The sequence below is a fragment of the Marmoricola endophyticus genome, assembly GCF_014644415.1.
GTDB classification, from domain to species: Bacteria; Actinomycetota; Actinomycetes; order Propionibacteriales; family Nocardioidaceae; genus Marmoricola; species Marmoricola endophyticus.
Genome location: NZ_BMKQ01000001.1, coordinates 422344 through 447501, shown reverse-complemented (window position 1 = coordinate 447501; position 25158 = coordinate 422344). Strand labels below are relative to the sequence as shown.

General features: G+C 72.5%; 27 protein-coding genes. 12 read left to right on the top strand and 15 right to left on the bottom strand.

Going from position 1 to position 25158, the window contains the following annotated elements:
* Positions 1 to 65 precede the first annotated feature (65 nt).
* Positions 66 to 593, top strand: a complete 528-nt coding sequence (gene def / locus IEX42_RS02225; RefSeq protein ID WP_188780835.1) for a peptide deformylase — start codon at positions 66 to 68, stop codon at positions 591 to 593.
* Positions 594 to 765: 172 nt separating this feature from the next.
* Here the strand turns inward: def and IEX42_RS02220 are convergent, their stop codons facing one another.
* Genes IEX42_RS02220 through cobA form a run of 3 tightly spaced genes read right to left on the bottom strand, consistent with a single transcriptional unit; the run spans position 766 to position 3731 of the window.
* Positions 766 to 1584: a TrmH family RNA methyltransferase gene (locus tag IEX42_RS02220; protein ID WP_188777845.1), complete on the bottom strand. Its 819-nt coding sequence runs from the start codon at positions 1582 to 1584 to the stop codon at positions 766 to 768.
* A gap of 11 nt (positions 1585 to 1595) precedes the next feature.
* Positions 1596 to 2450 carry an NAD(P)-dependent oxidoreductase gene (locus tag IEX42_RS02215; RefSeq protein ID WP_188777843.1) on the bottom strand — a complete coding sequence of 285 codons (855 nt, stop codon included), beginning with the start codon at positions 2448 to 2450 and terminating at the stop codon, positions 1596 to 1598.
* Positions 2451 to 2468: 18 nt separating this feature from the next.
* A complete protein-coding gene (cobA, locus tag IEX42_RS02210; protein WP_188777841.1) occupies positions 2469 to 3731 on the bottom strand; it encodes a uroporphyrinogen-III C-methyltransferase in 1263 nt (420 codons plus the stop codon).
* 65 nt (positions 3732 to 3796) lie between these two features.
* On the opposite strand from cobA, the gene IEX42_RS02205 reads away from it, so the two are divergent.
* The 5 genes from IEX42_RS02205 (at position 3797) to IEX42_RS02185 (ending at position 7920) form a co-directional block, all read left to right on the top strand.
* Positions 3797 to 4324: a YbhB/YbcL family Raf kinase inhibitor-like protein gene (locus IEX42_RS02205; RefSeq protein WP_188777839.1), complete on the top strand. Its 528-nt coding sequence runs from the start codon at positions 3797 to 3799 to the stop codon at positions 4322 to 4324.
* A 102-nt stretch (positions 4325 to 4426) separates the two neighbouring features.
* The gene (locus IEX42_RS02200) at positions 4427 to 4951 is read left to right on the top strand and encodes a Fur family transcriptional regulator (protein ID WP_229660520.1); all 525 of its coding nucleotides are present in this window, start codon (positions 4427 to 4429) and stop codon (positions 4949 to 4951) included.
* Entirely contained in the window at positions 4948 to 6459 is a 1512-nt protein-coding gene (locus tag IEX42_RS02195) for a catalase (protein ID WP_188777837.1), read from the top strand. Before IEX42_RS02200 ends, IEX42_RS02195 begins: the two co-directional genes overlap by 4 nt.
* 73 nt (positions 6460 to 6532) lie before the next feature.
* Positions 6533 to 7483 carry an alpha/beta hydrolase gene (locus IEX42_RS02190; RefSeq protein WP_229660519.1) on the top strand — a complete coding sequence of 317 codons (951 nt, stop codon included), beginning with the start codon at positions 6533 to 6535 and terminating at the stop codon, positions 7481 to 7483.
* Between the two features lie 47 nt (positions 7484 to 7530).
* Positions 7531 to 7920: a DUF4267 domain-containing protein gene (locus tag IEX42_RS02185; protein WP_188777836.1), complete on the top strand. Its 390-nt coding sequence runs from the start codon at positions 7531 to 7533 to the stop codon at positions 7918 to 7920.
* A 2-nt stretch (positions 7921 to 7922) separates the two neighbouring features.
* Here the strand turns inward: IEX42_RS02185 and IEX42_RS02180 are convergent, their stop codons facing one another.
* The 4 genes from IEX42_RS02180 to IEX42_RS02165 form a co-directional block, all read right to left on the bottom strand.
* Positions 7923 to 8696, bottom strand: a complete 774-nt coding sequence (locus IEX42_RS02180) for a sulfite exporter TauE/SafE family protein (protein ID WP_188777834.1) — start codon at positions 8694 to 8696, stop codon at positions 7923 to 7925.
* Positions 8697 to 8721: 25 nt separating this feature from the next.
* On the bottom strand, positions 8722 to 9855 hold the full coding sequence (locus IEX42_RS02175) for an SPFH domain-containing protein (protein ID WP_188777832.1): 1134 nt from the start codon (positions 9853 to 9855) through the stop codon (positions 8722 to 8724).
* 141 nt (positions 9856 to 9996) lie between these two features.
* Positions 9997 to 10443, bottom strand: a complete 447-nt coding sequence (locus tag IEX42_RS02170) for an NfeD family protein (protein ID WP_188777830.1) — start codon at positions 10441 to 10443, stop codon at positions 9997 to 9999.
* 9 nt (positions 10444 to 10452) lie between these two features.
* Entirely contained in the window at positions 10453 to 11271 is an 819-nt protein-coding gene (locus tag IEX42_RS02165; protein WP_188777828.1) for an ABC transporter ATP-binding protein, read from the bottom strand.
* A 55-nt stretch (positions 11272 to 11326) separates the two neighbouring features.
* Here IEX42_RS02165 and IEX42_RS02160 point away from each other — a divergent pair, with 55 nt between their 5' ends.
* Positions 11327 to 12055, top strand: coding sequence for an Rv1486c family protein (locus IEX42_RS02160; protein ID WP_188777826.1), 729 nt, complete (start codon positions 11327 to 11329; stop codon positions 12053 to 12055).
* Positions 12056 to 12116: 61 nt separating this feature from the next.
* Here the strand turns inward: IEX42_RS02160 and IEX42_RS02155 are convergent, their stop codons facing one another.
* Complete coding sequence (locus IEX42_RS02155) at positions 12117 to 13559, bottom strand: hypothetical protein (RefSeq protein WP_188777824.1); 1443 nt, start codon at positions 13557 to 13559, stop codon at positions 12117 to 12119.
* Between the two features lie 141 nt (positions 13560 to 13700).
* On the opposite strand from IEX42_RS02155, the gene serB reads away from it, so the two are divergent.
* Positions 13701 to 14936: a phosphoserine phosphatase SerB gene (gene serB, locus IEX42_RS02150; RefSeq protein WP_188777822.1), complete on the top strand. Its 1236-nt coding sequence runs from the start codon at positions 13701 to 13703 to the stop codon at positions 14934 to 14936.
* A 10-nt stretch (positions 14937 to 14946) separates the two neighbouring features.
* Here the strand turns inward: serB and IEX42_RS02145 are convergent, their stop codons facing one another.
* From IEX42_RS02145 to IEX42_RS02130, 4 genes are all read right to left on the bottom strand, one after another.
* Positions 14947 to 15453, bottom strand: a complete 507-nt coding sequence (locus IEX42_RS02145; RefSeq protein ID WP_188777821.1) for a SixA phosphatase family protein — start codon at positions 15451 to 15453, stop codon at positions 14947 to 14949.
* A 61-nt stretch (positions 15454 to 15514) separates the two neighbouring features.
* Positions 15515 to 16285 (bottom strand): enoyl-ACP reductase FabI, encoded by a 771-nt coding sequence (gene fabI, locus IEX42_RS02140; protein ID WP_188777819.1) that lies wholly within the window; start codon positions 16283 to 16285, stop codon positions 15515 to 15517.
* A 16-nt stretch (positions 16286 to 16301) separates the two neighbouring features.
* Entirely contained in the window at positions 16302 to 17012 is a 711-nt protein-coding gene (gene fabG, locus IEX42_RS02135; RefSeq protein ID WP_195826169.1) for a 3-oxoacyl-ACP reductase FabG, read from the bottom strand.
* 42 nt (positions 17013 to 17054) lie between these two features.
* Positions 17055 to 17267, bottom strand: a complete 213-nt coding sequence (locus tag IEX42_RS02130) for a dodecin (RefSeq protein WP_188777817.1) — start codon at positions 17265 to 17267, stop codon at positions 17055 to 17057.
* A gap of 120 nt (positions 17268 to 17387) precedes the next feature.
* Here IEX42_RS02130 and IEX42_RS02125 point away from each other — a divergent pair, with 120 nt between their 5' ends.
* Entirely contained in the window at positions 17388 to 17681 is a 294-nt protein-coding gene (locus IEX42_RS02125; RefSeq protein WP_188777815.1) for a DUF3099 domain-containing protein, read from the top strand.
* 206 nt (positions 17682 to 17887) lie between these two features.
* Positions 17888 to 18091: a hypothetical protein gene (locus IEX42_RS02120; protein WP_188777813.1), complete on the top strand. Its 204-nt coding sequence runs from the start codon at positions 17888 to 17890 to the stop codon at positions 18089 to 18091.
* A 16-nt stretch (positions 18092 to 18107) separates the two neighbouring features.
* On the opposite strand, the gene moaA is transcribed toward IEX42_RS02120, so the two are convergent.
* Complete coding sequence (gene moaA / locus IEX42_RS02115; protein ID WP_188777811.1) at positions 18108 to 19103, bottom strand: GTP 3',8-cyclase MoaA; 996 nt, start codon at positions 19101 to 19103, stop codon at positions 18108 to 18110.
* A gap of 74 nt (positions 19104 to 19177) precedes the next feature.
* Between moaA and IEX42_RS02110 the strand changes: the two genes are divergently transcribed.
* The gene (locus tag IEX42_RS02110) at positions 19178 to 19960 is read left to right on the top strand and encodes an SURF1 family cytochrome oxidase biogenesis protein (RefSeq protein WP_188777809.1); all 783 of its coding nucleotides are present in this window, start codon (positions 19178 to 19180) and stop codon (positions 19958 to 19960) included.
* Here the strand turns inward: IEX42_RS02110 and IEX42_RS02105 are convergent.
* A complete protein-coding gene (locus IEX42_RS02105) occupies positions 19957 to 21867 on the bottom strand; it encodes an ABC transporter ATP-binding protein (protein ID WP_229660518.1) in 1911 nt (636 codons plus the stop codon). The two genes, IEX42_RS02110 and IEX42_RS02105, sit on opposite strands and share 4 nt — an antisense overlap.
* Positions 21868 to 21892: 25 nt before the next feature.
* Positions 21893 to 22705 (bottom strand): enoyl-CoA hydratase/isomerase family protein, encoded by an 813-nt coding sequence (locus IEX42_RS02100; RefSeq protein WP_188777806.1) that lies wholly within the window; start codon positions 22703 to 22705, stop codon positions 21893 to 21895.
* A gap of 269 nt (positions 22706 to 22974) precedes the next feature.
* Here IEX42_RS02100 and glgX point away from each other — a divergent pair, with 269 nt between their 5' ends.
* The gene (gene glgX / locus IEX42_RS02095) at positions 22975 to 25155 is read left to right on the top strand and encodes a glycogen debranching protein GlgX (protein ID WP_229660517.1); all 2181 of its coding nucleotides are present in this window, start codon (positions 22975 to 22977) and stop codon (positions 25153 to 25155) included.
* Positions 25156 to 25158: the final 3 nt, after the last annotated feature.

Here is a 25158-nt window from a genome sequence, read left to right as displayed (position 1 = left end):
CCCGCGCCGTCCTGCCCGTCTCCCCCGCCTCCGTCGACCTGCCGACCGGCGGCGTCGTACGCCCGATGACGCGATGGGGCACGCCCGTGATGCACGAGGCGCAGGCGCCGGTCACCTCGTACGACGACGAGCTGGCGTCGCTGGTCGCCGACATGGTCGCGACCATGTACGCCGCCGACGGGGTGGGCCTGGCGGCCTGCCAGGTCGGAGTGGACCTGGCGGTGTTCGTCTTCGACTGCCCCGACGAGGACGGCGTCGTGACGCGGGGCGTGGTCTGCAACCCCGTGCTGGAGCTGCCTGAGGGCAAGGACCGTCGCCTGGACGACGGCGACGAGGGCTGCCTGTCGTACCCGGGCGCCTTCGTCGAGTGCGCCCGCCCGGACACCGCGACCGTGCGCGGCCAGGACGCCGGCGGCGCCGACGTCGAGTACACCGGCACCGGTCTGCTGGCGCGGTGCCTCCAGCACGAGACCGACCACACCGCGGGCACGGTCTTCGGCGACCGGGTCAGCGCCCGCAACCGAAAGAAGCTGCGCAAGCAGATGGAGTCGGCGGCCGAGGACTACCCCGAGGGCTGGCCCACCACGAGTTGAGTGGTGCCCCCTACCGGTCCGAGTGGTGCTCGGTACCGGTTCGAGTGGTGCGCTCTGCCGTCGCCCCGCCCGACGGCCGGGAGAACCGGCCACTCGACCCAGCGCCACACACCACTCGACCCGGTGGCGGGCACCACTGAAGCCAGCAGAGGGCACCACTCGACGAAGCAGGTCACGCGCGGCGAGAGCGGGCGACGTGGCAGGCGATGGCGGCGGTCGCGGCGACGTTGAGGGAGTCGACGCCTCGGTCCATGGGGATCCCGGCACGGACCGTCGCTGTCGCCGTCCAGCGCGGGGAGAGCCCGTGCCCCTCCGCGCCGAGGACGAGCGCCAGCCGGTCGGCTCCGGCCACCGCGTCCTCGAGCGGCACCGTGTCGTCGGCCAGGGTGAGCGCGACCGTGCGGAAGCCCCGCCGGTCCAGGTCGAGCAGCGCGTCCGCCCAGTCGGTGAGGCGCGTCCAGGGCAGCGAGAACACCGTGCCCATCGCCACCTTCACCGCCCGGCGGTACAGCGGGTCGGCGCACCGCGGGGAGAGCAGTACGGCGTCGGCGCCGAGCGCGGCGGCGTTGCGGATGGCAGCGCCGACGTTCGTGTGGTCGACGAGGTCCTCGAGCACGACCACGGTCCGCGCCCCGTCGAGCACCTCCTCGAGCGGCGGCAGGGCTCGCCGGTGCAGCGAGGCGAGCGCGCCCCGGTGCACGTGGAAGCCGGTGACCTGCTCGGCCACCGCCTCGTCCACGACGTAGCAGGGCGCCTCGCAGGCGTCGAGGACGTCCGCGAGCCCGTCGAGCCAGCGCGGAGCCATCAAGAACGAGCGGGGACGGTAGCCGGCCTCGACGGCACGTCGTACGACCTTCTCACCCTCGGCGAGGAACAGGCCCTGCTCGCTCTCCAGGCTCCGGCGCAGCGTGACGTCGCGCAGGTCGCGGTAGTCGGCCAGCCGCGGGTCGTCGGCCGCGGACGGGCCGTCGATCTCGATCAGCTCGGCCACGGAGCCTCGGCTCAGCCGTCGAAGGCGGTACGCACGGCGGCCATGTCCTCGTCACCGTGCCCGGACTCCGACGCACGGTCGTAGAGCCCGAGGACGGTACGCAGCAGGTCGGCGGACATGCCGCCGGCCTCCGCCGCGGAGACCATCAGCCCGAGGTCCTTGCGCACGCCGTCCAGGGCGAAGGAGACCGCCGAGTAGTCGCCGCTGATCATCGGCGCACCCTTGACGTGGGCGTACGGGGTGTCGACCGCGCCACCGTCGATGGCGTCGAGGAACAGCTGCGGGTCGACGCCCTGGGCCTGGGCCAAAGCCAGCGCCTGCGCGGTGCCCGCGGTGATCAGCCCGACCCACGAGTTGCAGGCCAGCTTGAGGGCGCTGGCGTCGCCCAGGCGCTCCCCGGCGCGGACCGTGCGGGAGCCGATCGCGTCGAGCACCGGCTGCGCCCGCTCGACCAGTGCCGCCGGTCCGGACGCCAGCACGACCAGGGCGCCGTCCTCGGCCGGCTTCCGCGTGCCGAGCACCGGAGCGTCGAGCATCCGGTCGGCGGCGTCACCGGCCGCCTCGGCGATCCGCCGCGCGCCGTCCGGACCGACGGTGGCGGTCTGCACCCAGACCGCGTCGCCCGACGCGCGGGCGACGTCCTCGGTCACGGCCAGCACGGCGTCGGTGTCGAAGAGCATGGTGAGGACCACGTCGACGCCGCTGACCGCCTCGGCGACCGAGGCTGCCGCCGAGATGCCGTCACCGACGAGCGCCTCAGCCTTCTCGGCGGTGCGGTTCCAGACGACGACGTCGTGGCCCTCCCTCGCCAGCGAGCGGGCCATGCCCGCGCCCATGATCCCGGTGCCGATGACTGCGGTACGCATGCCACCGAGGGTGCCACCTCAGGTGACGGCACCCTCGCGGGTGTCTCGGTCGACGTCACGCGCCAGCGCCACGACCTCGCCGATCACGATGATCGCCGGCGGGCGCACGTCGTGCACCTCGAGGTCGCGCCCGAGCTTCTCGAGGGTGCTGAACACGGTCCGCTCGCCGGCCATCGTGCCGTCGCAGACGACCGCGACCGGGGTCTGGGCCCGACGACCGCCGGACACCAGTGCCTCGGCGATCGCGGGCGCGTTCTGCACCGCCATCATCAGCACGACCGTGCCGTGCATCGACCCCAGCGCCGGCCAGTTGACCAGCGAGTCCGGGTGCCCCGGCGGCAGGTGCCCCGAGACAACGGTGAACTCGTGGGTGACGCCGCGGTGGGTGACCGGGACGCCGGCGACCCCCGGCACCGCGACCGAGCTGGTCAGCCCGGGGACGACGGTCACGGGGATGCCCGCCTCCCGGCAGGCGAGCAGCTCCTCGAAGCCGCGGCCGTACACGAAGTTGTCGCCGCCCTTGAACCGGGCGACGCGGCGCCCGGCCAGCGCGTGCTCGACGATGACCCGGTTGATCTCCTCCTGGCTCGCCGAGCGGCCGCGCGGGAGCTTGGTGACGTCGATCAGCTCGACGTCGGGTGCGAGCTCGCCGAGCAGCTCGCGCGGCGCCAGCCGGTCGGCGACCACGACGTCGGCCTGCATCAGCGCCTTGCGGCCGGCCACGGTGATCAGGTCCGGGTCGCCGGGGCCGCCGCCGATGAGGGTCACCCCCGGCACGCCGTGGGACTGCGGCGAGGCGACCACGCCGTCGCGCAGGGCGGTGAGCAGCTCGTCGCGCACCGCGGCGCTGCGGCGCGGGTCGCGCTCGTCGAGGTGGCTGCCGAGCACGGCGACGGTCACCTCCTCGTGCCTGCCGACCGCGGGTGTGAAGGCGCTGCCGCCGGCGGCGTCGTCCGCGCGCACGCAGAAGATCCGGGCCGCCTCGGCCTCGGCGCAGACGCGGGCGTTGACCTCGGGGTCGTCGGTGGCGGCGATCGCGTACCAGGCGCCGGCGAGGTCGCCGTCGACGTACTCCCTCAGCGCGAGGTCGATCTCGTCGCCGAGCCCCTCGATCGCCGGGGTGACCACCGGGGAGACCACGCTGACCAGCGCGCCGGTGGCCAGCAGCGCCGGGACGCGGCGTGCCGCCACGTGCCCGCCGCCGACGACGACGACCCGCCGGCCGGCCAGCCGGAGCCCGGCGGGGTAGGTGACGAAGTCATGGTCAGCGGGAGCACTCACTCCCCCATTGTCACGTCCCCTACGTTGGAGCCAGGCCCCTGTCCGTCCACCGAAGGAGTACGACGATGAGTCTCGACCGTCCCGTCACCCCCGACCCGTACGAGCTGCTCCCAGCCGTGCCGTCGTTCGACGTCAGCAGCGACGACGTCACCTCGGGGCAGCCGCTCAAGGACGACCAGGTGGCGGACGGCGGCAACTCCTCGCCGCAGCTGACCTGGAGCAACGTGCCGGAGGGCACCAAGTCGTTCACCGTCACCTGCTTCGACCCCGACGCGCCCACCCCGTCGGGCTTCTGGCACTGGGTGCTGGTCGACCTGCCCGCCGACACCACCTCGCTCGAGGCCGGCGCCGGGGCCGAGGGCGCCGACCTGCCGGGCAACGCCTTCATGTGCCGTGCCGACACCGGCGCGCACGCCTTCGCCGGCGCGGCTCCCCCGCCCGGCGACCAGGTGCACCGCTACTACTTCGTGGTCCACGCGGTGACGGAGGAGAGCCTGGGTGTCGACGCCGACACCTCGCCGGCCGTCGTGTCGTTCAACCTGGCGTTCAAGACCGCCGGACGCGCGATCGTCGCCGGTACGTACCAGCACTGAGGTCGGCCGTCGGCCCACCCCTCGGGAGGAAATCGTGGGGTGGGGCGACGGCGCGGGCGGGTTTTCTTGACCCGTTCCAGATCGCGTGCTTGTGTCGTGGGTGTGAGCCACCTCGATCCGTCCGACCTGCTGCGTGAGCACGGGCTGCGCGTCACGCGACAGCGCTCCGCGGTGATCGAGGTCCTGCGCTCGGAGCCCCACTCGCGGGCCGAAGCGGTCATCGACCTGGTCCGTGACCGCGCAGACGTGGCGACCGGTGGTCGCGCCGTCTCCGTCCAGGCCGTGTACGACGTGCTGAACACCCTCACCGCCCGCGGCGTCGTACGACGGATCCAGCCGGCCGGTGCCGTGGCGCGCTACGAGCTCGCCACCGGCGACAACCACCACCACGCCGTGTGCCGCTCCTGCGGGGCGATGCACGACGTCGAGTGCGCGACCGGCTCGGCCCCGTGCCTCGACGCCGATCCCGCACCCCACACGAGCGGCTTCGAGGGCTTCGTGATCGACGAGGCCGAGGTCATCTACTGGGGCCTGTGCCCCGACTGCCAGCGCGAGCATTCCCACCAGACCGCCGGTACCGCCGGCACGAGTTCGACCGACCCCACCGAAGAAGGAGCACGCCCATGACCGAGACGGCGAACCTGCAGGGCTCGACCACCGTCACCGGCGCCCCGGCGCCGAGCGACCGCAACTCCCTGACGCTCGGTGACACCGGGCCGATCCTGCTCCACGACCACCACTTCCTCGACCAGATGGCGCACTTCAACCGCGAGCGCGTGCCGGAGCGCAACGTGCACGCCAAGGGCGGGGGTGCCTTCGGCACGTTCGAGACCACCGAGGACGTCTCGGCGTACACCAAGGCGGCGCTGTTCCAGCCCGGTGTGAAGACCGAGATGCTGGCGCGGTTCTCCACCGTCGCCGGCGAGCAGGGCTCGCCCGACACGTGGCGCGACCCGCGTGGCTTCTCGCTGAAGTTCTACACGACCGAGGGCAACTACGACCTGGTCGGCAACAACACCCCGGTCTTCTTCGTGCGCGACACGATGAAGTTCCCCCACTTCATCCGCTCGCAGAAGCGCCGTGGCGGCACCGGGCTGCGCGACAACGACATGCAGTGGGACTTCTGGACACAGACCCCCGAGTCGGCGCACCAGGTGACGTACCTGATGGGTGACCGTGGTGTCCCGCGCTCCTGGCGGCACATGAACGGCTACGGCAGCCACACCTTCATGTGGGTCAACGAGGCCGGTGAGAAGTCCTGGATCAAGTACCACTTCATCTCCGACCAGGGCGTCAAGGGTCTCACCCAGGCCTCGGCGGACCAGATCGCCGGCGAGGACTCCGACTTCCACCGCCGCGACCTCTCCGACGCCATCGACCGTGGCGACTTCCCCACCTGGCAGCTGCACGTGCAGGTGATGCCGTACGAGGACGCGAAGACCTACCGGGTCAACCCGTTCGACCTCACCAAGACCTGGTCGCACAAGGACTACCCGCTGATCAAGGTCGGCACGATGACCCTGGACCGCAACCCGGAGAACTACTTCGCCGAGATCGAGCAGGCGGCCTTCGAGCCGAGCGCCGTCGTCCCGGGGATCGGGTTCTCCCCCGACAAGATGCTGCTGGGCCGCGTGTTCGCGTACGCCGACACGCACCGCTACCGGATCGGGCCGAACTACCACCAGCTGCCGGTCAACCGGGCCAAGCACACCGAGGGTCAGAACACGTACACCTTCGACGGCCCGATGGCCTACGACCACTCCGGCGACCAGCCCGTCTACGCGCCGAACACCTACGGCCGGGGCTACTCCGACCTCACCGGCGGCGTCGAGGACGGCTGGGAGGCGGACGGCGAGATGGTGCGCGAGGCGTACTCCCTGCGCCCCGAGGACGACGACTTCAGCCAGCCCGGCGCGCTCGTCCGCGAGGTGTGGAACGACGAGCAGCGCGAGCGGTTCGTGCAGAACGTCTCCGGTCACATCCTCGGCGGTGTGAGCGACCGGCTCCTGCCGCTGGTGTTCGAGTACTGGAAGAACGTCGACCCGGAGACCGGCAAGAAGATCGAGGAGACGGTCACCGCGGGCAAGGCGGACCCGCCGGCTCCGCACCCCACCGAGCCCGAGGGCGTCATCTGAGCGCGCTCGTCTCGACGAGGGGCGCCCCGACCGGCCGGTCGGGGCGCCCCTCGCGCGTGTCAGGATCGCCGGCGTGAGCGAGGACTGGCGGCCCGACGTCCTGGGGGCGCCGTACGAGTCGCGCACCCTGCCGCTCACCCCCGACAGCGAGGGTCCGGCCGTGGCGACCCTCGTCCGCCGGCTGGTCCCGGGCGGTGAGGCGCGCGGGGCCGTGCTGCACGTGCACGGCTTCGCGGACTACTTCTTCCAGACCGGACTGGCGCAGTGGTGGGTCGACCGGGGCTGGGACTTCTACGCGGTCGACCTGCGCGCGTACGGGCGGTCCTGGCTGCCGCACCAGACGCCGACGTACGTCGCAGACCTGCGGACGTACGACGAGGACCTCGACGCCGCAGTGGCGGTGATCGGCGACGACCGCCCACTCGTGCTCAGCGGCCACTCGACCGGCGGGCTGGTCGTCCCGCTGTGGTGGCGGCGCCGACCGGCGCTGCCCGTCATCGGCTGCGTACTGAACTCGCCGTGGCTGGAGCTGCGTGGTCCGTCGTGGCAGCGCACGGTCGGCACCCGTCTGATCGACGTCGTCGGACGGGTCGACCCGAGGCGGGTGCTCGAGCGCGAGGTGTCGGGCAACTACGCCCGCAGCCTGCACCGCGACCACGACGGGGAGTGGGACTTCGACCTGACCTGGAAGCCGCTGGACAGCTTCCCGACCCGCTTCGGCTGGCTGCGCGCGATCCGGCGCGCCCACGCCGAGCTGCACCGTGGGCTGGACCTCGCGGCGCCGGTGCTGGTGCTCGGCTCGGACCGTACGGGCTCAGACGTGGTGATGGGCCCCGAGGTGTTCGAGACCGACGTCGTGCTCGACGTCGAGCAGATCCGGCGGTGGACGCCTGCCCTGGGGCGCCACGTGACCCTGGCGCAGGTGCCGGGGGCGATGCACGACGTCTATCTCTCCCGCGCCCCGGGACGCGACCACGTCTACGCCGAGCTGGACCGGTGGGTCGGGGCGTACGTCGACCGCTGACCGCCCGTGCCGCGGTCCACGGCCGGGCCCAGGCTAGGTTCTGCGCCATGAATCCCGTGGTCGTCCTCAGCCTGGGCCGTGTCGGCCTGGGCGCCGTCTCCCTCGCCCGACCCGACCTGGCAGCGAAGGCCTTCGGGCTCGACGCTGCGAGCAACCCGCAGCTCGGGTACATGACGCGCATGTTCGGCTCTCGCGAGGTCGCACTCGGCGTCCTCACCCTGGCCTCGCGGGGCACCGCGCGTCGGGCCCTCCTGGCGGTCGGAGTCGCCGTCGACGGCGCCGACGTGGCGGCGGGGGTCGCCGGCGGCAACGACGGCTCCCTCCCCCGCTCGACCAGCGCACTCGCCGCGGGAGTCGCGGGCGCAGCGGCCGTGACCGGTGCTCTCGCCCTGGCGGGGACGTTCCGCCGCGGCGCGCGGGTGCCGGTCGGCGACTGAGCTCACGTCACCAGCAGGACGACGATCGCCACCACGCCCACGGCGACGATGACCGCCCTGAAGACGACGGGCGGCAGCCGTCGGGCCACGACGGAGCCCAGCTGGGCGCCGATCGCCGAGCCGACGGCGATCACCAGGACTGCCCACCAGTCGATCTCCTCGGCGACGACGAGGAAGACGACCGCAGCGACCGCGTTCGCGACCAGGGCGAGGGCGTTCTTGACGCCGTTGAGCCGCTGCACGGTGTCGGCGATCCCGATGCCGAGCATGGCGAGCAGGATGACGCCCTGCGCAGCGCCGAAGTAGCCGCCGTACACGCCGGTCCCGAGGACGGCGGGCCACAGCCACCACGGGTTCTCGTGACCCGTGCCGCCGCGCTCGGCCTTGCGACGGGCGACCCGTCGCTGGAGCGGTGGTCCGAGGATCACCAGCAGCACACCGACGCCCACGAGCACCGGGACGACCGCGTCGAACGCACCCGCGGGCAGGCGCAGCAGCAGGAGCGCACCGAGCACGCTCCCCAGCAGCGAGGCGATGCCGTAGCGCAGGACGCGCCGTCCCTGACCGACGAGCTCACGGCGGTGCCCGAGGACCGCGGAGAGGCTGCCGGGCACGAGCCCGAGGTTGTTGGAGACGTTCGCCGTGACCGGTGGAAGGCCGGCCGCGAGCAGCACCGGGAACGTGACCAGCGTGCCCGAGCCGACCACCGCGTTGATCGTGCCGGCTGCCACACCGGCGAGCAGGACGGCCACCGCCTCCAGGGCGGAGGAGATCATGCGCCTCCGCCCCGGCGGGGCTCACTCACGTGGCGTCCGGCTCCTCGGGTGAGGGCGTCGCCGGTACGTCGGTCGGTGCCGGTGTCGACGGGGCGCTCCTGCGTCCGCCGGCGCCCTGCTCGGACTGCTCGGCCGCGGCAATCGCCTCGCGGACGGCCTCGTTGGCCTGCGCTCGCGCGGCGTCGGTGTCGGGCGTCTCCGGCTCCTCGGCCCCCATGTCGATGCGGTGCTTGACCCCACCGGTGCTCTGCGGGATCCCGGCCACCTGGTGCACGGCGGACCCGAGGCCCTCGAGGGCCTTGGTGATCTCGGAGGGCACGACCCACAGCTTGTTGGCGTCGCCCTCGGCGATCTTGGGCATCATCTGGAGGTACTGGTAGGCCAGCAGCGACTGGTCCGGCTGGCCGTCGTGGATCGCCTGGAACACCGTGGTGATCGCCTGCCCCTCACCCTGGGCCTTGAGGATCGCGGACTCCCGCTCCGCCTGCGCACGCAGGATGGTCGACTCCCGGTCACCCTCGGCGTTGAGGATCGCGGACTGCTTGTTGCCCTCCGCGGTGAGGATCGCGGACTGCCGCTGGCCCTCGGCGGTGAGGATCGCGGCCCGCTTGTCGCGGTCGGCGCGCATCTGCTTCTCCATCGAGTCCTTGATCGAGGGGGGCGGGTCGATCCCCTTGATCTCGACCCGGCCGACCCGGATGCCCCACCGGCCGGTGGCCTCGTCGAGCACGCCCGACAGCCCGCCGTTGATCTCCTCGCGCGAGGTCAGCGTGCTCTCCAGGTCCATCCCGCCGACGATGTTGCGCAGCGTGGTCATCGTGAGCTGCTCCACCGCGGAGATGTAGTTGGCGATCTCGTAGGTCGCCGCGACCGGGTCGGTGACCTGGAAGTAGATGACCGTGTCGATCGAGACGACCAGGTTGTCCTCGGTGATCACCGGCTGCGGCGGGAAGGAGACGACCTGCTCGCGCAGGTCGATCTTGTAGCGCACCCGGTCCACGAACGGGGTGACGAGGTTCAGCCCGGGGTTCAGGGTGGTGCGGTACTTGCCGAAGCGCTCCACGATCCCCGCCCTGGCCTGCGGGATGATCTTGATCGTCTGTCCCAGGACGAAGGCCACGAGGACCAGCAGGACGAGGATGACGATGAGTGCTGCCATGGCAGGGCTCCTCGGCTCGGGGTGGTGTCGTCGGGCGACGACCCAGGTACGTGACGGGATGGATGGTGCCAAACCCGGCGGCGTGCGGTGAGCCTACGACGTCGCGCCGACCAGTTCCCGGTGCCGACGCGCGCAGCGAGGTCAGGCGCGTCTGATGTACGCGGTGGCGCCGCGGATCTCGACCACCTCGGCACGCTCGCCGGCGTCGAGCTCGTCGAGCTCGTCGTACGGCGCGGCCGTCCACTCCTCGCCGTCGAGCTTGACCCGTCCCGTCCGGCCCGGCCCCATGGCGGTCAGGACGTGCACCGGGGCGCCGATCAGCTTGGCGGGTCCGGTGATCAGGTCGGGTCCGCCGTGCAGCCGCCGCAGCAGGCTGGGTCGCATGAAGGCGAGCAGGCCGACCGCGGAGGCCAGGGCCAGGACGAACTGCAGCACGACCGGTGCTCCGAGCACCGCGGCGACCAGGCCGACGCCCGCACCGACCGCGAGCATCCCGAAGATGAGGTCCAGCGTCAGCATCTCGACGACCGCGAGGGCCGCACCGGCGATCAGCCAGGTCTCCCACACGTGGTCGCGGAACCAGTCCATGGACAGACTCTACCGACCGGCCGCGTGTCGTCCGGGCGAGTACGTCGGACGCCGCCGGGCCGCCCAGCGTCCGTCGAGGTGTCGCTCGAGCCGCAGCGACATCTCGTACGTCGTCGAGAGCAGCTCCTCGGTGAGCACCTCGTCGAGCGGCCCCTGGGCCACCACGGCGCCGTCGCGCAGCAGCAGGCCGTGGGTGAACCCGGGCGGGATCTCCTCCACGTGGTGCGAGACCAGCACGGTCGCCGGCGACGCCGGGTCCGCGGCCAGGTCGCCGAGCGTGGTCACCAGTCGCTCGCGTCCGCCGAGGTCCAGCCCGGCCGCGGGCTCGTCGAGGATCAGCAGCTCGGGGTCGGTCATCAGTGCGCGCGCGATGAGCACCCGCTTGCGCTCGCCCTCGCTGAGCGTGCCGAAGGTCCGTCTGGCCAGGCTCTCGGCACCCACCTGGGCCAGCAGCTCCGCCGCGCGGTCGTGGTCGAGGGAGTCGTACTCCTCGCGCCACCGGCCGATCACCGCGTAGCCCGCGGAGACGACGACGTCGCGCACCTCCTCGCCGCGCGGCACCCGGTCGGCGACCGCGGCGCTGGTCAGCCCGATCCTGGGGCGCAGCTCGAAGACGTCGACCGAGCCCAGCGTCTCCCCGAGGACCGCGGCAACGCCCTCCGACGGGTGCAGCTGTGCGGCGCACAGCTGCATGAGCGTGGTCTTGCCGGCGCCGTTCGGCCCGAGGACGACCCAGCGCTCGTCCTCGGCCACGGTCCAGCTGACCCGGTCGAGCAGCGTCGTCTCGCCACGGCGGATGCTGACCGCGCGCAGGTCGACGACGTCCATGGCGCCAACCTATCGCCCGGCTGGTCCCGTTCTGCCCCCGGATAGCCTTCCCGGCGTGAGCACGCCGCGCGACCACGCTCTGCCCGTCTCCGCGCTGCTCGCCGGCTGGCTCGGCGCGTGCCTGTCCGGCGGGGCGCACCCCGAGGAGATGCTCGACGCCCTGGGCACCGACGAGGTCCTCCACCGGGTGACCGGCCTGGCCCCGGACCCGCTCACCCTGGTCATGACGGTGGCCGAGCTCCGGGCCCGCGGTGCCCGCTGGGTCGGTCTGGCCCTGCCGGTCCCGGGGGACCCGGTGGGCCTCGCCGGCCCGGCGGACGTCAACGCGGCCGCCCTCGACGCCGGTCAGGCCGTGCTGGTCCGCACCGGGGACGTTGCCGTCGCGCTCGTACCGGAGGAGGCCGAGGAGGCGGTCACGTGGCTGGCCCGCCCGGCAGCGACGCCGCGGCCGCTCGACCCGGGCGAGGCGGGCCAGGCCCTCCGCCTGGACCTGCACCGCACGACCGCGCAGCTGGTCGATCTCGACGTCGCCCGCTGGAGCCCCGAGGTGGCCGATGCGCTGATGGCGCTGCGCGACGGCACCGCGCTGCCGCTCCCGCCCTCGTACGACGCCCGCCGACGCGCGGCCGTGGAGCGCGCGGTGACCTGCCTGGCGATCGTCGACCTGGCTCGTGAGTCGGAGTCCGCCGCGGTCAGCGCGGCCGAGATCGAGCGCCGCCGATCGGCGCTCGACCCGCTCGAGCGCTCAGCACGTCACGCGCTGGTGGCCGCCTGCTCCGGTTGAGCCTCGACCCGGCCGGCCGCTGTCGGTCGCGCGACAGGGCCGGCCGGCGAGACGGGCGGACTCAGGGACGCCAGGTGCCCTTGCCCTGGCTCAGCGTCGAGGCGCCGGGACGGAAGTCGTCACGATGGACGCTGCGCCTCTGTGCCGCCACCCCGTCGCTCCGGCTGGCGTCCGCCGTCGGCACGGTGAAACGACCGGTGACGTCGACGAGCACGTCCGTACGTCCGTTCTGGTTGTAGAGGTTGAAGGCGCCGGTGTCGGAGAGCCCGATCACGGCGTGGTTGGCGACCGTCTGGCCCGCGGCCGGGTTGAGGTTGCTGACCTCGGGCTGGGTCTCGTCGGCCGCCCACGCGGTGAGGAACGTGGCGGCGGTGGCCTTCACCGCGGTGACCGTCCCCACGAGTGACCGCGTCGCACCGACGGTGTCGTCGCCACCGGGGGTGGCCACGGTGCTCGGCGCCGTGACGGTGCCGGTCTGGCGCGGACCGAGCGGCGCCGCCAGACCCTGCTTGATCCGGCTGTCGGTGATGCGGACGGGTGCGTCCAGGGGCTCGAAGCGCAGCCCGCCGGTGGAGTCGTGAGCGTAGACGCCGACGACGTCGGCGACGACGTTCACCGTGCCCTGGCTGCCGTTGCCGACGCCGAAGCGGACGAACTTGCCCTGGTCGTCCTGGAGGTTCTGGACGGGGACGACGACGTTGTTCGGCGTTGTCTCGCCCCGCTTGAAGTTGACGTTCGAGGTGTCGGGCGGGGTGTCGGCGGCCCCGTCGTAGGCGACGAGGTAGCCGGGTGCGGTCGGGCCGACGGCGGTCAGGTTGACGGCGAGCGCGTCGACGTCGTCGGGGTCGGTGGTGTCGTCCTCGGCGAGGCCGATGTCGACCACCACGACGTCGTAGGGCTGCAGCGGGCCGAAGACCTCGCCGTTCGAGTCGGGCTCGCGGGTGTCGACGACACGGGTCGGCGGGATGCCGAAGTAGTCGTCGGTGGACGTCGCGGGCGTCGCCGAGGCCGAGGCGTAGTAGCCCTGGACGTCGACGACCACGCTGGTGGTGCCCCCGGTGAGGAGCGTCGGGCGCACCTTGATCGCGCCGTCCGCCCCGACCGGCACGGTGGCGAGCGCGGCGCGGGTGTCTCCGGCGGCGAAGTTGAGGCTGGACACGCCGGCTCCGGTCGAGCTCGACGGGAAGGCGGCGAGGTCGCCGCGCTTCGTCGGACCGGTGACGGTCAGGTTGACCACGACCGCCTCGACGTTGCTCGCCGAGGGGACGCCCGAGCGGCCGGCGACCGGCACGGTCACGACCTCACCGGAGCGCAGCGGGCGACCGATCGCGGTACGGCTGTCGTAGAGACGCGCGGGAGCCACAGCCGCGTAGCTGCCCTCCGCGGTGCCGGCCGACGGTGCCTTCGCGGCGGTGGTGACGTGAGGGGCCGAGGACGCCTGCGCGAGAGGAGCGAACGCGAGGATGAGACCGGCTGCGAGTCCGGAGCTGAGCAGTCGCCGCACGGCGACCTCCCTGGGGTGGTGGAGGGGCAAACAGACGTGCGGAAGATAACAGTCCGGGCCGGCCGGTGACGCGACGCTGCCAGGTCTCGGCCCGGCGGAGTCTCTCGTACGGCCGCCGTCATGCCCTACCGTGACTCCGCGATGACGACGACTCCTGCGGCCTCGAGCGGTGGCGACCCGCGCACCCTGCTGATCACGCTGACCGGCAAGGACCGTCCTGGTGTCACGTCCTCGCTGTTCGCCAGCCTCGCGACCGACGGTGTGGACGTCCTCGACATCGAGCAGATCGTGCTGCGCGGTCGACTGGTGCTCGGCGTGCTGGTCGCCGCGCCCGGGGAGTGGCGCGCCCTCGAGGACCGCGTACGCCGTGCCGCCGCCGAGCTCGACATGCAGGTCGAGGTCGAGAAGGGCGCCGGGGACAACCCGCGCCGCCCGCAGGGTCGCTCCCGGGTCACGGTGCTCGGCAGCCCCCTCGCCTCCCAGGCGGTCGCGGCGATGGCGGGGCGGGTCGCCTCCCTCGGCGCGAACATCGACCGGATCGAGCGGATGGCGCGCTACCCGGTCACGGCGATCGAGCTGCACGTCTCGGGGGCCGACCCCGACGACCTGCGCGTGGCGCTGGCGGCCGAGGCCGCCGCCCAGCACGTCGACGTGGCCGTGCAGCCCGCGAGCCTGGTCACCCGAGGTGCGCGGCTGGTCGTGATGGACGTCGACTCGACCCTGGTCCAGGGCGAGGTGATCGAGATGATCGCGGCCCACGCGGGGTGCGAGGCGGAGGTCGCCGAGGTCACCGAGCAGGCGATGCGCGGCGAGCTGGACTTCGAGGAGAGCCTGCGCCGGCGGGTCTCCCTCCTGGCCGGGGTCGACGAGGCCGTCCTGGAGCAGGTGTACCTCGACCTCGTGCTCACGCCGGGCGCCCGGACGATGGTGCGCACCCTCAAGCGCCTGGGGTACCGCTTCGCGATGGTCTCCGGCGGGTTCACCCAGATCACCGACCGGATCGCGGTCGACCTGGGCATCGACTTCTCCGCGGCCAACGAGCTCGAGGTCGTCGACGGGAGGCTGACCGGACGCGTCGTGGGTCAGGTCGTCGACCGGGCCGGCAAGGCGGACGCGCTGCGACGCTTCGCGCGCGCGGCCGGCATCTCCGAGCAGGCCACCGTCGCCGTCGGCGACGGGGCGAACGACCTCGACATGCTCGCGGCGGCCGGGCTCGGCATCGCGTTCAACGCCAAGCCCCGGGTGCGCGAGGCGGCACGGACGGCGATCAACGTGCCGTACCTCGACACGATCGTCTACCTCCTCGGGATCAGTCGCGAAGAGGTCGAGTGGGCCGACGCACAGGCAGGGATCACGACGCCGGCGCCACCGGTCTGAGCGGGACCGCTCAGTCCGGTGCGTGGAGTGCCGTCAGTCGCGCCGTCCCCGCCGCGAGGCTCGACCACGGCCCGCTGAGCGAGAGCACGGCGACCGCGGCGGTCGGGTAGCCCCGGGTGAGCGACACCAGCGCGTCGGGGTCGGAGTCCTCGTCGGAGAGCGCCTGCGCGAGCATCGCGACGGTCGGGTTGTGGCCGACCCAGAGCACGGTGCCGGTCGCGTCCGGAACGGCGCGCAGCACCTCGAGGGCCGAGTCCTCGGCTGCGGCGTACATCGCGTCCTCGACGTGGGGCTCGAGGTCCAGGGACGCTCCGTCGCCCACGCCGGCGAACGTCTCCCGGGCGCGCACCGCGGAGGAGACCAGGGCCAGGTCGACCGCCGGCGCGTGGGCAGCCAGCCACCGGCCCGTCGCAACCGCGTCACGGGCGCCGCTCTCGGTCAGCCGGCGGGAGTGGTCGTCGTCGGCGAAGCCCTCGGCCCGGGCGTGCCGCATCAGCAGGAGCGTGCGGGCGGTCATGCGAGGAGCCTCCCAGGCCGACGACCGCTCCGCGTGCGGAACGAGCCGGTCGAGACGAGGCTCACGCCCCCATGGCGTGGTAGCCGCCGTCGACGTGCACGATCTCGCCGGTCGTCGCGTGGAAGAAGTCCGAGAGCAGCGCGACGACCGCCTTGGCCGTCGGGGTCTGGTCCGTGTTGTCCCAGCCGAGGGGCGAGCGCCCGTCCCACATCGTCTCGAGGTCCTCGAAGCCCGGGATCGCCTTCGCGGCGAGGGTCTTCAGCGGACCGGCGGACACCAGGTTGACCCGGATCCCCTGGGGCCCGTAGTCGCGCGCCAGGTAGCGCGAGCAGGACTCCAGCCCGGCCTTGGCCACGCCCATCCAGTCGTACGCCGGCCAGGCCACGGTCGCGTCGAAGGTCAGGCCGACGACCGAGCCGCCCTGGCTCATCAGCGGGGCGCAGGCCTGCGTCAGCGACATCAGGGAGTACGCCGAGACCTGCACCGCCTGCGCCACGTCGGGCCACGGTCCGCCGACGAACTTGCCGCCCAGCAGGGTCTCCGGGTTGCCGTACGCGATCGAGTGCACCACGCCGTCCAGCCCGTCCAGGTGCTCGCCGAGGGCCTCGGGGAGCCGGGCGAGGTGGTCCTCGTCGGTCACGTCGAGCTCGACCACGGGCACGGGCTCCGGGAGCCGGTTGACGATGCGCCGGGTGATGCCGAGTGCGCGGCCGAAGTTGGAGACCACGACCTGGGCCCCCTGCTCCTGGGCGACCTTGGCCGTCGCGAAGCCGATGGAGGAGTCCATCGTGACCCCCGCGACCAGGATCCGCTTGCCGTCGAGAATGCCCATGTCGTACTCCTCTTCCTCAGTGGCCCATGCCCAAGCCGCCGTCGACCGGGATGACCGCCCCGGTGACGTACCCCGCCCCGTCGGAGGCCAGCCAGGTCACCGCGGCGGCGACCTCGTCGGCGGCCGCGAACCGCTGCAGCGGGATCTGTGCCTGGTACGCCGACTTCTGCTCCTCGGGGAGCGCGGCGGTCATGTCGGTCTCGACGTAGCCCGGGGCCACGACGTTCGCGGTGATCGACCGGCTCCCGAGCTCGCGGGCCACCGAGCGCGCCATCCCCACCAGGCCCGCCTTGCTGGCGGCGTAGTTGACCTGGCCGGGCGACCCGAGCAGCCCCACGACGGAGGAGACGAGCACGATCCGTCCGCGGCGCAGCCGCAGCATGCCCTTGGCGGCCCGCTTCACCAGGCGGTACGAGCCGGTGAGGTTGGTCTCGACGACCTCGGACCAGTCCTCCTCGCTCATCCGCAGCAGCAGGGTGTCCCGGGTGATGCCGGCGTTGGCCACCAGCACCTCGACCGGGCCCTGGTGCTCCTCGACCGCGGCGAACGCGGCGTCCACCGACGCGGGGTCGGTCAGCTCGCAGGCCACGCCGAACGCGCCGTCGGGAGCGTCGCCGGAGCGCATGGTCACCGCCACCTTGTCGCCCTGGGCGAGGAACGCCTCGGCGATCGCCCGGCCGATGCCGCGGTTGCCGCCGGTCACGAGCACGGAGCGTGGTTCAGTCACCCGGGCGACGCTAGTGACTACCCGCCGGTAGGCGAAAAGGGCTCACTCGTCCTCGAGGCGGAACCCGATCTTCATGGTCACCTGGAAGTGCTCGACCTCGCCGTCCTTGACCTGGCCGCGGACGCCCTCGACCTCGAACCAGTCGAGGTGGCGCAGGGTCTTCGACGCCCGGGAGATGCCGTTGCGGATCGCCTCGTCGATGCCCTCCTGGGAGGTTCCGACGATCTCGGAGAGGCGGTAGGTGCGGTCGGACATGCGGGTCTCCTGTGCTGAGGGGTACGGCGGACTCCGCAGGATGCCACCTGTCGGTGCCTCCCGGTGGACCTACCGTCCCGGGTGGTGGCGGGGAGCTGCGGCCGACGTACGCTCGAGACCATGGCACGCGCGCGCACCGACGAGGTCGTCAACGTCACCTCGGCGCCCCAGAGCCGTGCCGAGGAGCTGGCCGGTCGCCAGCGCAAGTACCTCTTGTCGATGTCGCTGCGTGTGGTCTGCTTCCTCGGCGCCATCCTCGTGGGCCACGGCTGGCTGCTGTACGTCCTCATCGGCGCCGCACTGGTGCTCCCGTACATCGCCGTGGTGGCGGCCAACGCGGTCACCGCTCCCGCGCCGGCCGGTGCGGTGGAGTCTCCGGGTGTCGAGCGCCGTCACCTCACCGGCGGCTCGTGACTCACCTCTAGGGACGAAGTCGGCTCCTCGTGCGGTCGAAGACGTGCCGCGCAACGTCACACATGACATGATCGTGAGTGAGTGTCCGGTCTCCCCCGTCCGGGCACGACGAGTGCCGGGTGGCTCCCCCCGTAGCCGCCCGGCACTCACTGGCTTCCGTCGGCCCTGGTGACTGCGTCCCCGGCCGGGCACGCGAGAATGCCGCCATGGGTGACCAGAGGGAGGCGTTGACCTGCTCGGCGAAGGGCTGTCGCGCCGACGCGGCCTTCGAGCTCCGCTGGAACAACCCGCGGCTGCACACGCCGGAGCGGCGCAAGGTGTGGCTGGCGTGCGCGGAGCACCGGGAGAGCCTGAGCGACTTCCTCGGCGCGCGGGGTTTCCTGCGCGACGTCGTGCCCGTCGGGTCCTGAGGACGCGGTCGGCGGGTCAGCCGCCGATCGCGGACATCGGCCGGCTGGGCTGCAGGAAGGTCAGGTCGTCGATGCCGTGACCGGGCCGCTTGGTCCACATGGCGCGCTGCCAGCGCTCCACGAGGTCGTCGTCGGAGACGCCCGAGCGCATCGCGGCGCGCAGGTCGGACTCCTCGCGCGCGAAGAGGCAGTTGCGGACCTGGCCGTCGGCGGTCAGCCGCACCCGGTCGCAGTCGCCGCAGAACGGGCGGGACACCGAGGCGATGACCCCGACGGTCCCTGGGCCGCCGTCGACGGTCCACAGCTCGGCCGGGGCGCTGCCGCGCGGCTCGACCGCGGGCTCGAGGACGAACGCCGACTGCAGCGACGCCAGGATCTCCTCCGCGGTCACCATCTGCGCACGGCTCCAGTCGTGCTGGGCGTCGAGCGGCATCTGCTCGATGATCCGCAGCTCGTAGCCCTGGTCCAGGCACCACCGGAGCAGCTCCGGCGCCTGGTCGTCGTTGATCCCGCGCAGCAGGACCGCGTTGACCTTCACCGGGGTGAGCCCCGCGGCCTTCGCGGCGGCCAGCCCGTCGATCACGTCGTGGAGGCGCTCGCGGCGCGTGATGGTGGCGAAGGTGTCGGCGCGCACGGTGTCGAGGCTGACGTTGACCCGGTCGAGGCCGGCGTCGGCGAGGGTCTGCGCGTTGCGCTTGAGGCCGAGCGCGTTGGTCGTGATCGACAGCTCGGGCCGGGGCTGCAGGGCCGCACAGGCGGCGACGATCTCGGGCAGCGACCGGCGCAGCAGCGGCTCGCCGCCGGTGAACCGCACCTCGCGCACACCGAGCCGCTCGACGCCGATGCGGACCAGGCGGACGACCTCCTCGTCGGTGAGGACGTCGTCGGTCGGCAACCAGTCGAGCCCCTCGGCGGGCATGCAGTAGCTGCACCGCAGGTTGCACCGGTCGGTCAATGAGACCCTCAGGTCACGGGCGACCCGGCCGTGGGAGTCGAGAAGCTCTGTGCCCATGCTCACAAGTCTAGGTCGCGGTTGGGCGCCCGCGGCGTACGGGCGGCGGGGCGCGGCGGGCTAGCGTGAGCGGCGTGGGGTTCCTGCTGTCGCGCAAGTGGATCGGCTTCTTCGTGGTCGTGGTCGCGCTGGCCTACCTCGCCGTCCGTCTGGGCGACTGGCAGTTCCACCGGCTCGACGAGCGTCGCGCCGACAACGCGGTCACCGAGCGCAACGTGGCCGAGCTGCCCAGCCCGGTCGACCAGGTGATGCGTGTCGGGCAGCCGCTCCCCTCCTCCCGGGAGTGGCGCCGCGTCACGGTCACCGGCGAGTACGACGACGCCCGCACGCTCGTGGTCCGCTACCGCACGCGGGACAGCCAGCCCGGCGTCGAGGTCGTCACCCCGCTGCGCACCCAGGGCGGGGCCGCGGTGGTCGTGGACCGTGGATGGCTGGCGACCGAGAACTCCGGCGCCCGTCCCACCGAACTCCCCCCGGCCGAGAAGGGTCTGGTCACGGTGACCGGCTACGTCAGGGTCGACGCCACCGGCGGGTCGACCGCGGTCGAGGACGACTCCACCCGGGCCATCTCCAGCACGGTCATCGGCAAGCGCCTCCCCTACCCCGCGTACGGCGGTTTCGTCCTCGCCGACAGCCAGGTCCCGCGCCCGGACAAGGCGCTCGGCGGACCCGAGCTCCCCGAGCTCGACGACGGCCCGCACTTCTTCTACGGCATCCAGTGGTGGTTCTTCGGGGCGCTGGCCATCGCCGGGTTCGGCTACCTCGTCGTCGACGAGGTGCGCCGGCGCCGCGACGAGCGCGAGGCCGGCGCCCGCGACGAGGACGACGAGCTGCTCGACCCGGAGCCGCAGCGCTAGGGGCTGACCCCGGGGCTGACGTCGTCGAGGAACTGCGTGCGGTAGAGGTCGGCGTACAGCCCGCCGGCGGCCAGCAGCTCCTCGTGGGTGCCGGACTGGGCGACCCTGCCGCCGTCGACGACGAGGATCTGGTCGGCGTCGCGGATCGTGGAGAGCCGGTGCGCGATCACCAGGGAGGTCCGGCCCTCCAGGGCACGGGAGAGCGCTTCCTGGACGGCGTGCTCGGACTCGGAGTCCAGGTGCGCCGTGGCCTCGTCGAGCACGACGACCGGCGGCGCCTTGAGCAGCAGGCGGGCGATGGCCAGCCGTTGGCGCTCGCCCCCGGAGAGGCGGTACCCGCGGTCGCCCACGACGGTGTCGAGGCCGTCGCTGAGCCCTGCGACCATCGGTGCGATCTGGGCGGCCTCCAGGGCGCTCCACAGGTCGTCGTCGGTCGCGTCGGGTCGCGCGTAGCGCAGGTTGGCCGCGATCGTGTCGTGGAACATGTGCGCGTCCTGGGTGACGTAGCCGACGGTCCGGTGCAGCGAGTCGAGCGTGACGTCGCGTACGTCGGACATGTCCTCGCCACCGGTCCCGATACGCACCGCTCCGCCGGTGACGTCGTAGAGACGCGCGACGAGGTGGGTGAGCGTCGTCTTGCCGGCGCCGGACGGGCCGACCAGCGCCACCATCTGGCCGGGCTCGGCGCGGAAGGACAGGCCGCGGAGGACGTCCGGGTTCGCTGATCCCTCGGGACGGGCGAGGGTCTCCAGGCTGGCGAGCGAGACCTCCTCGGCGAGGGGGTAGCGGAACCACACGTCGTCGAACTCGACAGCCGCTGCACCGGCGGGCAGGTCGGTGGCACCGGGCCGGTCCTGGACCATCGACGGCAGGTCGGTCACCTCGAAGACCCGGTCGAAGGAGACCAGCGCGGTCATCACGTCGACGCGCACGTTGGACAGGCCCTGCAGCGGGCCGAGCAGGCGCAGCAGGAGCGTGGCGAGGCCGACCAGCGCGCCCAGCGAGAGGGCGCCGGAGACGACCAGGCCTCCCCCGATGCCGTAGACCAGCGCCGTGGCCAGCGCCGGCACGAGGAGCAGGGCGGCGGTGAAGACCCGCCCGACGAGCGTGATGCGCACCCCGAGGTCGCGCACCCGGTCGGCCCGCTCGGCGTACGTGCGGTCCTCGTCGGCGTGCCGGCCGAACAGCGTCAGCAGCAGGGCGCCACCGACGTTGAACCGCTCGGTCATCACGTTGCCGAGGGCGGCATTGCCGTCCATCTGCTCACGGGTCAGGCCCGCGAGCCGGTTGCCCACCCAGCGGGAGGCGAGGAACAGCAGCGGGAAGGTGGCCAGGCACACCAGCGTGACCTGCCAGCTCAGCGCCAGCATGGCGATGCCGACGACGACCACGCTGATCGAGTTGGACACCACGCTGGAGAGCACCGAGGTGAAGGCGCGTTGCGCGCCCATCACGTCGTTGTTGAGGCGGGAGACCAGCGCACCGGTCTGGGTGCGGGTGAAGAAGGCGAGCGACATCCGCTGGACGTGGGCGAAGACCTGGGTACGGAGGTCGTAGATCAGCCCCTCCCCGATCCGTGAGGAGAGCCAGCCGTTGATGACCGTGAACGAGGCGTCGACCAGCGCGGTGAGGACCATGGCGCCCGCCAGCCACGCGATCGTCGAGCCGTCCCGCTCCCGGATGCCGTCGTTGATGATGTGGACGACGAGCAGCGGGTTGACCACGGTGATCGCCGCGTCCAGGACGGTGAAGAACAAGAAGACGCCGATCAGCCCGCGGTGCGGTACGGCGATGCCGGCGACGCGACGAAGGGTCTTCCGGCTGACCTTCGCGTCGACCGCCGAGCGGTCGATGCGGTAGCCGCGGCCCATCGGGCCGCCCATGCCGGCCGGTCTGGTCCCGCTCATCTCGGACCACCTCCTCGCGTGTCGTCTAGGTCGTGCCTCCGGCCAGCGCCCGCAGCAGCGGCACCTGCGCCTCGCGCTCGGCGAGCCGTTGCTCGTCGAGCGTTCGTCCTGCGGCTCCTTGGAGCAGCGACTTCGTGCGGCGTACGGCGTCCGCCGGGTGCGCACTGAGCGCCGCCGCCAGCGCGGCGACCGCCCGGCCCAGGTCGTCGGGTTCGACCACCTGCTGGACCAGGCCCAGCCGCTCGGCCTCTGCCGCGCCGACGCTTCGTGCCGTCGCACAGATCTCCAGGGCTCGTGCCAGCCCAACCGCCGTGACCAGCGGTCTTGTTCCCGCGAGGTCCGGCACCAGGCCGAGCGCGGGCTCCTTCATGCAGAACAGCGCGTCGGTCGAGGCCACCCGCACGTCGCAGGCGAGCGCGAGCTGGAAGCCGCCTCCGATCGCGTGGCCGTGGATCTGGGCGATCGAGATGATGCCGGGATCGGCCAGCCAGACGAACCCCTCCTGGTAGCGCGCGACCTCGTCGGCGACGCCTTGGTCGTCGCGCGCCAGCAGCGCACCGAAGCCCTCCTCGCCGGCCGGGCCCTCCGGCGTGAGCATGGCGCGGTCCAGCCCCGCCGAGAATCCGGCTCCCTCCCCCCGGAGGATCACGACGCGGACGTCCTCGGGGAGCGACGCCCCGACGTCGGCGAGGGCGAACCACATCGCGGGCGTCATCGCGTTGCGCCGCTCGGGCCGGTCGAGCGTGACCGTGAGCACGGGCCCCGCGAGGTCGAGACGCAGCCCCGCGGCGGCCAGCTTCTCGGTGTCGGACATCAGCTCGTGCAGGGTCTGCGCCATGGGGCAAACTGTGCCACCGGGGCCCGCCAGGTCGTCGGTGGCGGCTGCCGGACGGGTGCAGGTGGTCTCGACGTCCTCCCTCGCTGCGCTCGGTTCGGGCTCGACCACCCGCGCCTGGCTCCGCACACGTGGTCGGGGCCGCGGTGGGCTGGCATCCCCTGGGTCGTCGAGCAGCGAGCGTCAGCGAGCGCGTCGAGACCTCGCCCTGTCGGAGCGCCCGTCGTTGCGGGTGGCCGGCCTGGGCGCACCCGTGTGCTTGGATCCTTCCAATGTCTGAGATCGAGGTGTGGCCGGGATCCGCGTACCCGCTGGGGGCGACGTACGACGGCGGAGGGACGAACTTCGCGCTGTTCAGCGAGGTCGCCGAGCGGGTGGAGCTGTGCCTGCTCGACCAGGACGGCACCGAGACCCGGGTCGAGGTCCAGGAGATCGACGCCTTCGTCTGGCACTGCTACCTGCCGCAGGTGCAGCCGGGACAGCGCTACGGCTTCCGCGTGCACGGGCCCGACGACCCCGCCAGCGGGCTGCGCTGCAACCCCGCCAAGCTGCTGCTCGACCCGTACGCCAAGGCGACCAGCGGTCAGATCACCTGGGACCCGTCGCTGTTCGGCTACGACTTCGACGACCCCGAGCAGCCCAACGACGACGACTCGGGGCCGCACATGGTGCGTGGCGTCGTCACCAACCCGTACTTCGACTGGGAGGGCGACCGACGCCTCGCCGTCCCCTTCAACGAGTCGGTGATCTACGAGGCGCACGTCAAGGGCCTGACGATGCTGCACCCCGACGTGCCCGAGGAGCTGCGCGGGACGTACGCCGGACTCGCGCACCCCGCCGTCACCGAGCACCTCACCTCGCTCGGCGTGACCGCGATCGAGCTGATGCCGGTCCACCAGTTCGTGCAGGACGACACGCTGCTGCAGAAGGGGCTGCGGAACTACTGGGGCTACAACTCGCTGGCCTTCCTGGCCCCGCACGCCGACTACGCCGCCACCGGCGAGACCGGGCAGCAGGTCCAGGAGTTCAAGTCGATGGTGAAGACCCTGCACCAGGCGGGGATCGAGGTGATCCTCGACGTGGTCTACAACCACACTGCCGAGGGCAACCACCTCGGCCCGACGCTGAGCTTCAAGGGCATCGACAACCCGGCGTACTACCGGCTGGAGGAGGACGACCGGCGCTACTACACCGACTACACCGGCACCGGGAACTCCCTCAACGTGCGGCACCCGCACTCGCTGCAGCTGATCATGGACTCGCTGCGCTACTGGGTCACCGAGATGCACGTCGACGGGTTCCGCTTCGACCTCGCCTCGACGCTGGCGCGCGAGTTCTACGACGTCGACCGGCTGGCCACCTTCTTCGACCTCGTCCAGCAGGACCCGGTCGTCAGCCAGGTGAAGCTGATCGCCGAGCCGTGGGACGTCGGGCCGGGCGGCTACCAGGTCGGCAACTTCCCGCCGCAGTGGACCGAGTGGAACGGCAAGTACCGCGACACCGTCCGCGACTTCTGGCGCGGCGAGCCCAGCCTCGGCGACTTCGCCAGCCGGCTGGCCGGCTCCTCGGACCTGTACGAGCGCTCCGGGCGGCGGCCGGTGGCCAGCATCAACTTCGTCACCGCGCACGACGGCTTCACCCTGCGCGACCTGGTCTCGTACAACGACAAGCACAACGAGGCCAACGGCGAGGACAACAACGACGGCGAGTCGCACAACCGCTCCTGGAACCGGGGCGTCGAGGGGCCGACCGACGACGCGGGCGTGCTCGAGGCCCGGGCCCGGGCGCAGCGCAACGTGCTGGCGACGCTGCTGCTGAGCCAGGGCGTGCCGATGCTCGCGCACGGTGACGAACTGGGGCGGACCCAGCTGGGCAACAACAACGGCTACGCACAGGACAGCGAGCTGACCTGGGTGCACTGGGACGAGGCGGACAAGCCGCTGATCGAGTTCACGCGCGCGGTGGCCGCGCTCCGGCACGAGCACCCGACCTTCCGGCGACGGCGCTTCTTCACCGGCACCACCGCCCTGACCGAGGACGGCGAGCGCCTCGACGACATCGTCTGGCTGCACCTGGACGGCACCCGGATGGCCGACGAGGACTGGGACGACCCGGAGGAGAAGGCGATCGGGATGTGGCTCAACGGCCAGGGCATCGTCGGTCCCGACGAGCGCGGTCAGCCGGTGGTCGACGACCACTTCCTGCTGTACTTCAACGCCGCGGCGGAGGACGCGACGCTCACGCTGCCGCCGGAGGAGTACGCCGCCGCGTGGGACGTCGTCCTGCACACCGGCGGGTCGCCGGGCACGGAGCCGCTGCAGGCCGGGACCGCCGCCACGATCGCGGCGTTCTCCATGCTGGTCCTGCGCGAGCACTCCGGACCTGTCGTGGTCGCCGACCACTCGGTCGAGGCCTCGTTGGCGGAGGCCGCCGAGCGCCGCGGGGAGGGCTGACGC

Excerpts from the sequence above, each read along its gene's own strand:
- IEX42_RS02120 (WP_188777813.1), top strand. The coding sequence starts at position 17,888 with ATGGGTGACCAGAGGGAGGCGTTGACCTGCTCGGCGAAGGGCTGTCGC.
- serB (WP_188777822.1), top strand. The coding sequence starts at position 13,701 with ATGACGACGACTCCTGCGGCCTCGAGCGGTGGCGACCCGCGCACCCTG.
- IEX42_RS02205 (WP_188777839.1), top strand. The coding sequence starts at position 3,797 with ATGAGTCTCGACCGTCCCGTCACCCCCGACCCGTACGAGCTGCTCCCA.
- glgX (WP_229660517.1), top strand. The coding sequence starts at position 22,975 with ATGTCTGAGATCGAGGTGTGGCCGGGATCCGCGTACCCGCTGGGGGCG.
- IEX42_RS02125 (WP_188777815.1), top strand. The coding sequence starts at position 17,388 with ATGGCACGCGCGCGCACCGACGAGGTCGTCAACGTCACCTCGGCGCCC.
- fabI (WP_188777819.1), bottom strand. The coding sequence starts at position 16,285 with ATGGGCATTCTCGACGGCAAGCGGATCCTGGTCGCGGGGGTCACGATG.
- IEX42_RS02145 (WP_188777821.1), bottom strand. The coding sequence starts at position 15,453 with ATGACCGCCCGCACGCTCCTGCTGATGCGGCACGCCCGGGCCGAGGGC.
- IEX42_RS02215 (WP_188777843.1), bottom strand. The coding sequence starts at position 2,450 with ATGCGTACCGCAGTCATCGGCACCGGGATCATGGGCGCGGGCATGGCC.
- IEX42_RS02130 (WP_188777817.1), bottom strand. The coding sequence starts at position 17,267 with ATGTCCGACCGCACCTACCGCCTCTCCGAGATCGTCGGAACCTCCCAG.
- IEX42_RS02185 (WP_188777836.1), top strand. The coding sequence starts at position 7,531 with ATGAATCCCGTGGTCGTCCTCAGCCTGGGCCGTGTCGGCCTGGGCGCC.
- def (WP_188780835.1), top strand. The coding sequence starts at position 66 with ATGACGCGATGGGGCACGCCCGTGATGCACGAGGCGCAGGCGCCGGTC.
- IEX42_RS02170 (WP_188777830.1), bottom strand. The coding sequence starts at position 10,443 with ATGGACTGGTTCCGCGACCACGTGTGGGAGACCTGGCTGATCGCCGGT.
- IEX42_RS02175 (WP_188777832.1), bottom strand. The coding sequence starts at position 9,855 with ATGGCAGCACTCATCGTCATCCTCGTCCTGCTGGTCCTCGTGGCCTTC.
- IEX42_RS02180 (WP_188777834.1), bottom strand. The coding sequence starts at position 8,696 with ATGATCTCCTCCGCCCTGGAGGCGGTGGCCGTCCTGCTCGCCGGTGTG.
- IEX42_RS02100 (WP_188777806.1), bottom strand. The coding sequence starts at position 22,705 with ATGGCGCAGACCCTGCACGAGCTGATGTCCGACACCGAGAAGCTGGCC.
- IEX42_RS02105 (WP_229660518.1), bottom strand. The coding sequence starts at position 21,867 with ATGAGCGGGACCAGACCGGCCGGCATGGGCGGCCCGATGGGCCGCGGC.
- moaA (WP_188777811.1), bottom strand. The coding sequence starts at position 19,103 with ATGGGCACAGAGCTTCTCGACTCCCACGGCCGGGTCGCCCGTGACCTG.
- IEX42_RS02165 (WP_188777828.1), bottom strand. The coding sequence starts at position 11,271 with ATGGACGTCGTCGACCTGCGCGCGGTCAGCATCCGCCGTGGCGAGACG.
- IEX42_RS02195 (WP_188777837.1), top strand. The coding sequence starts at position 4,948 with ATGACCGAGACGGCGAACCTGCAGGGCTCGACCACCGTCACCGGCGCC.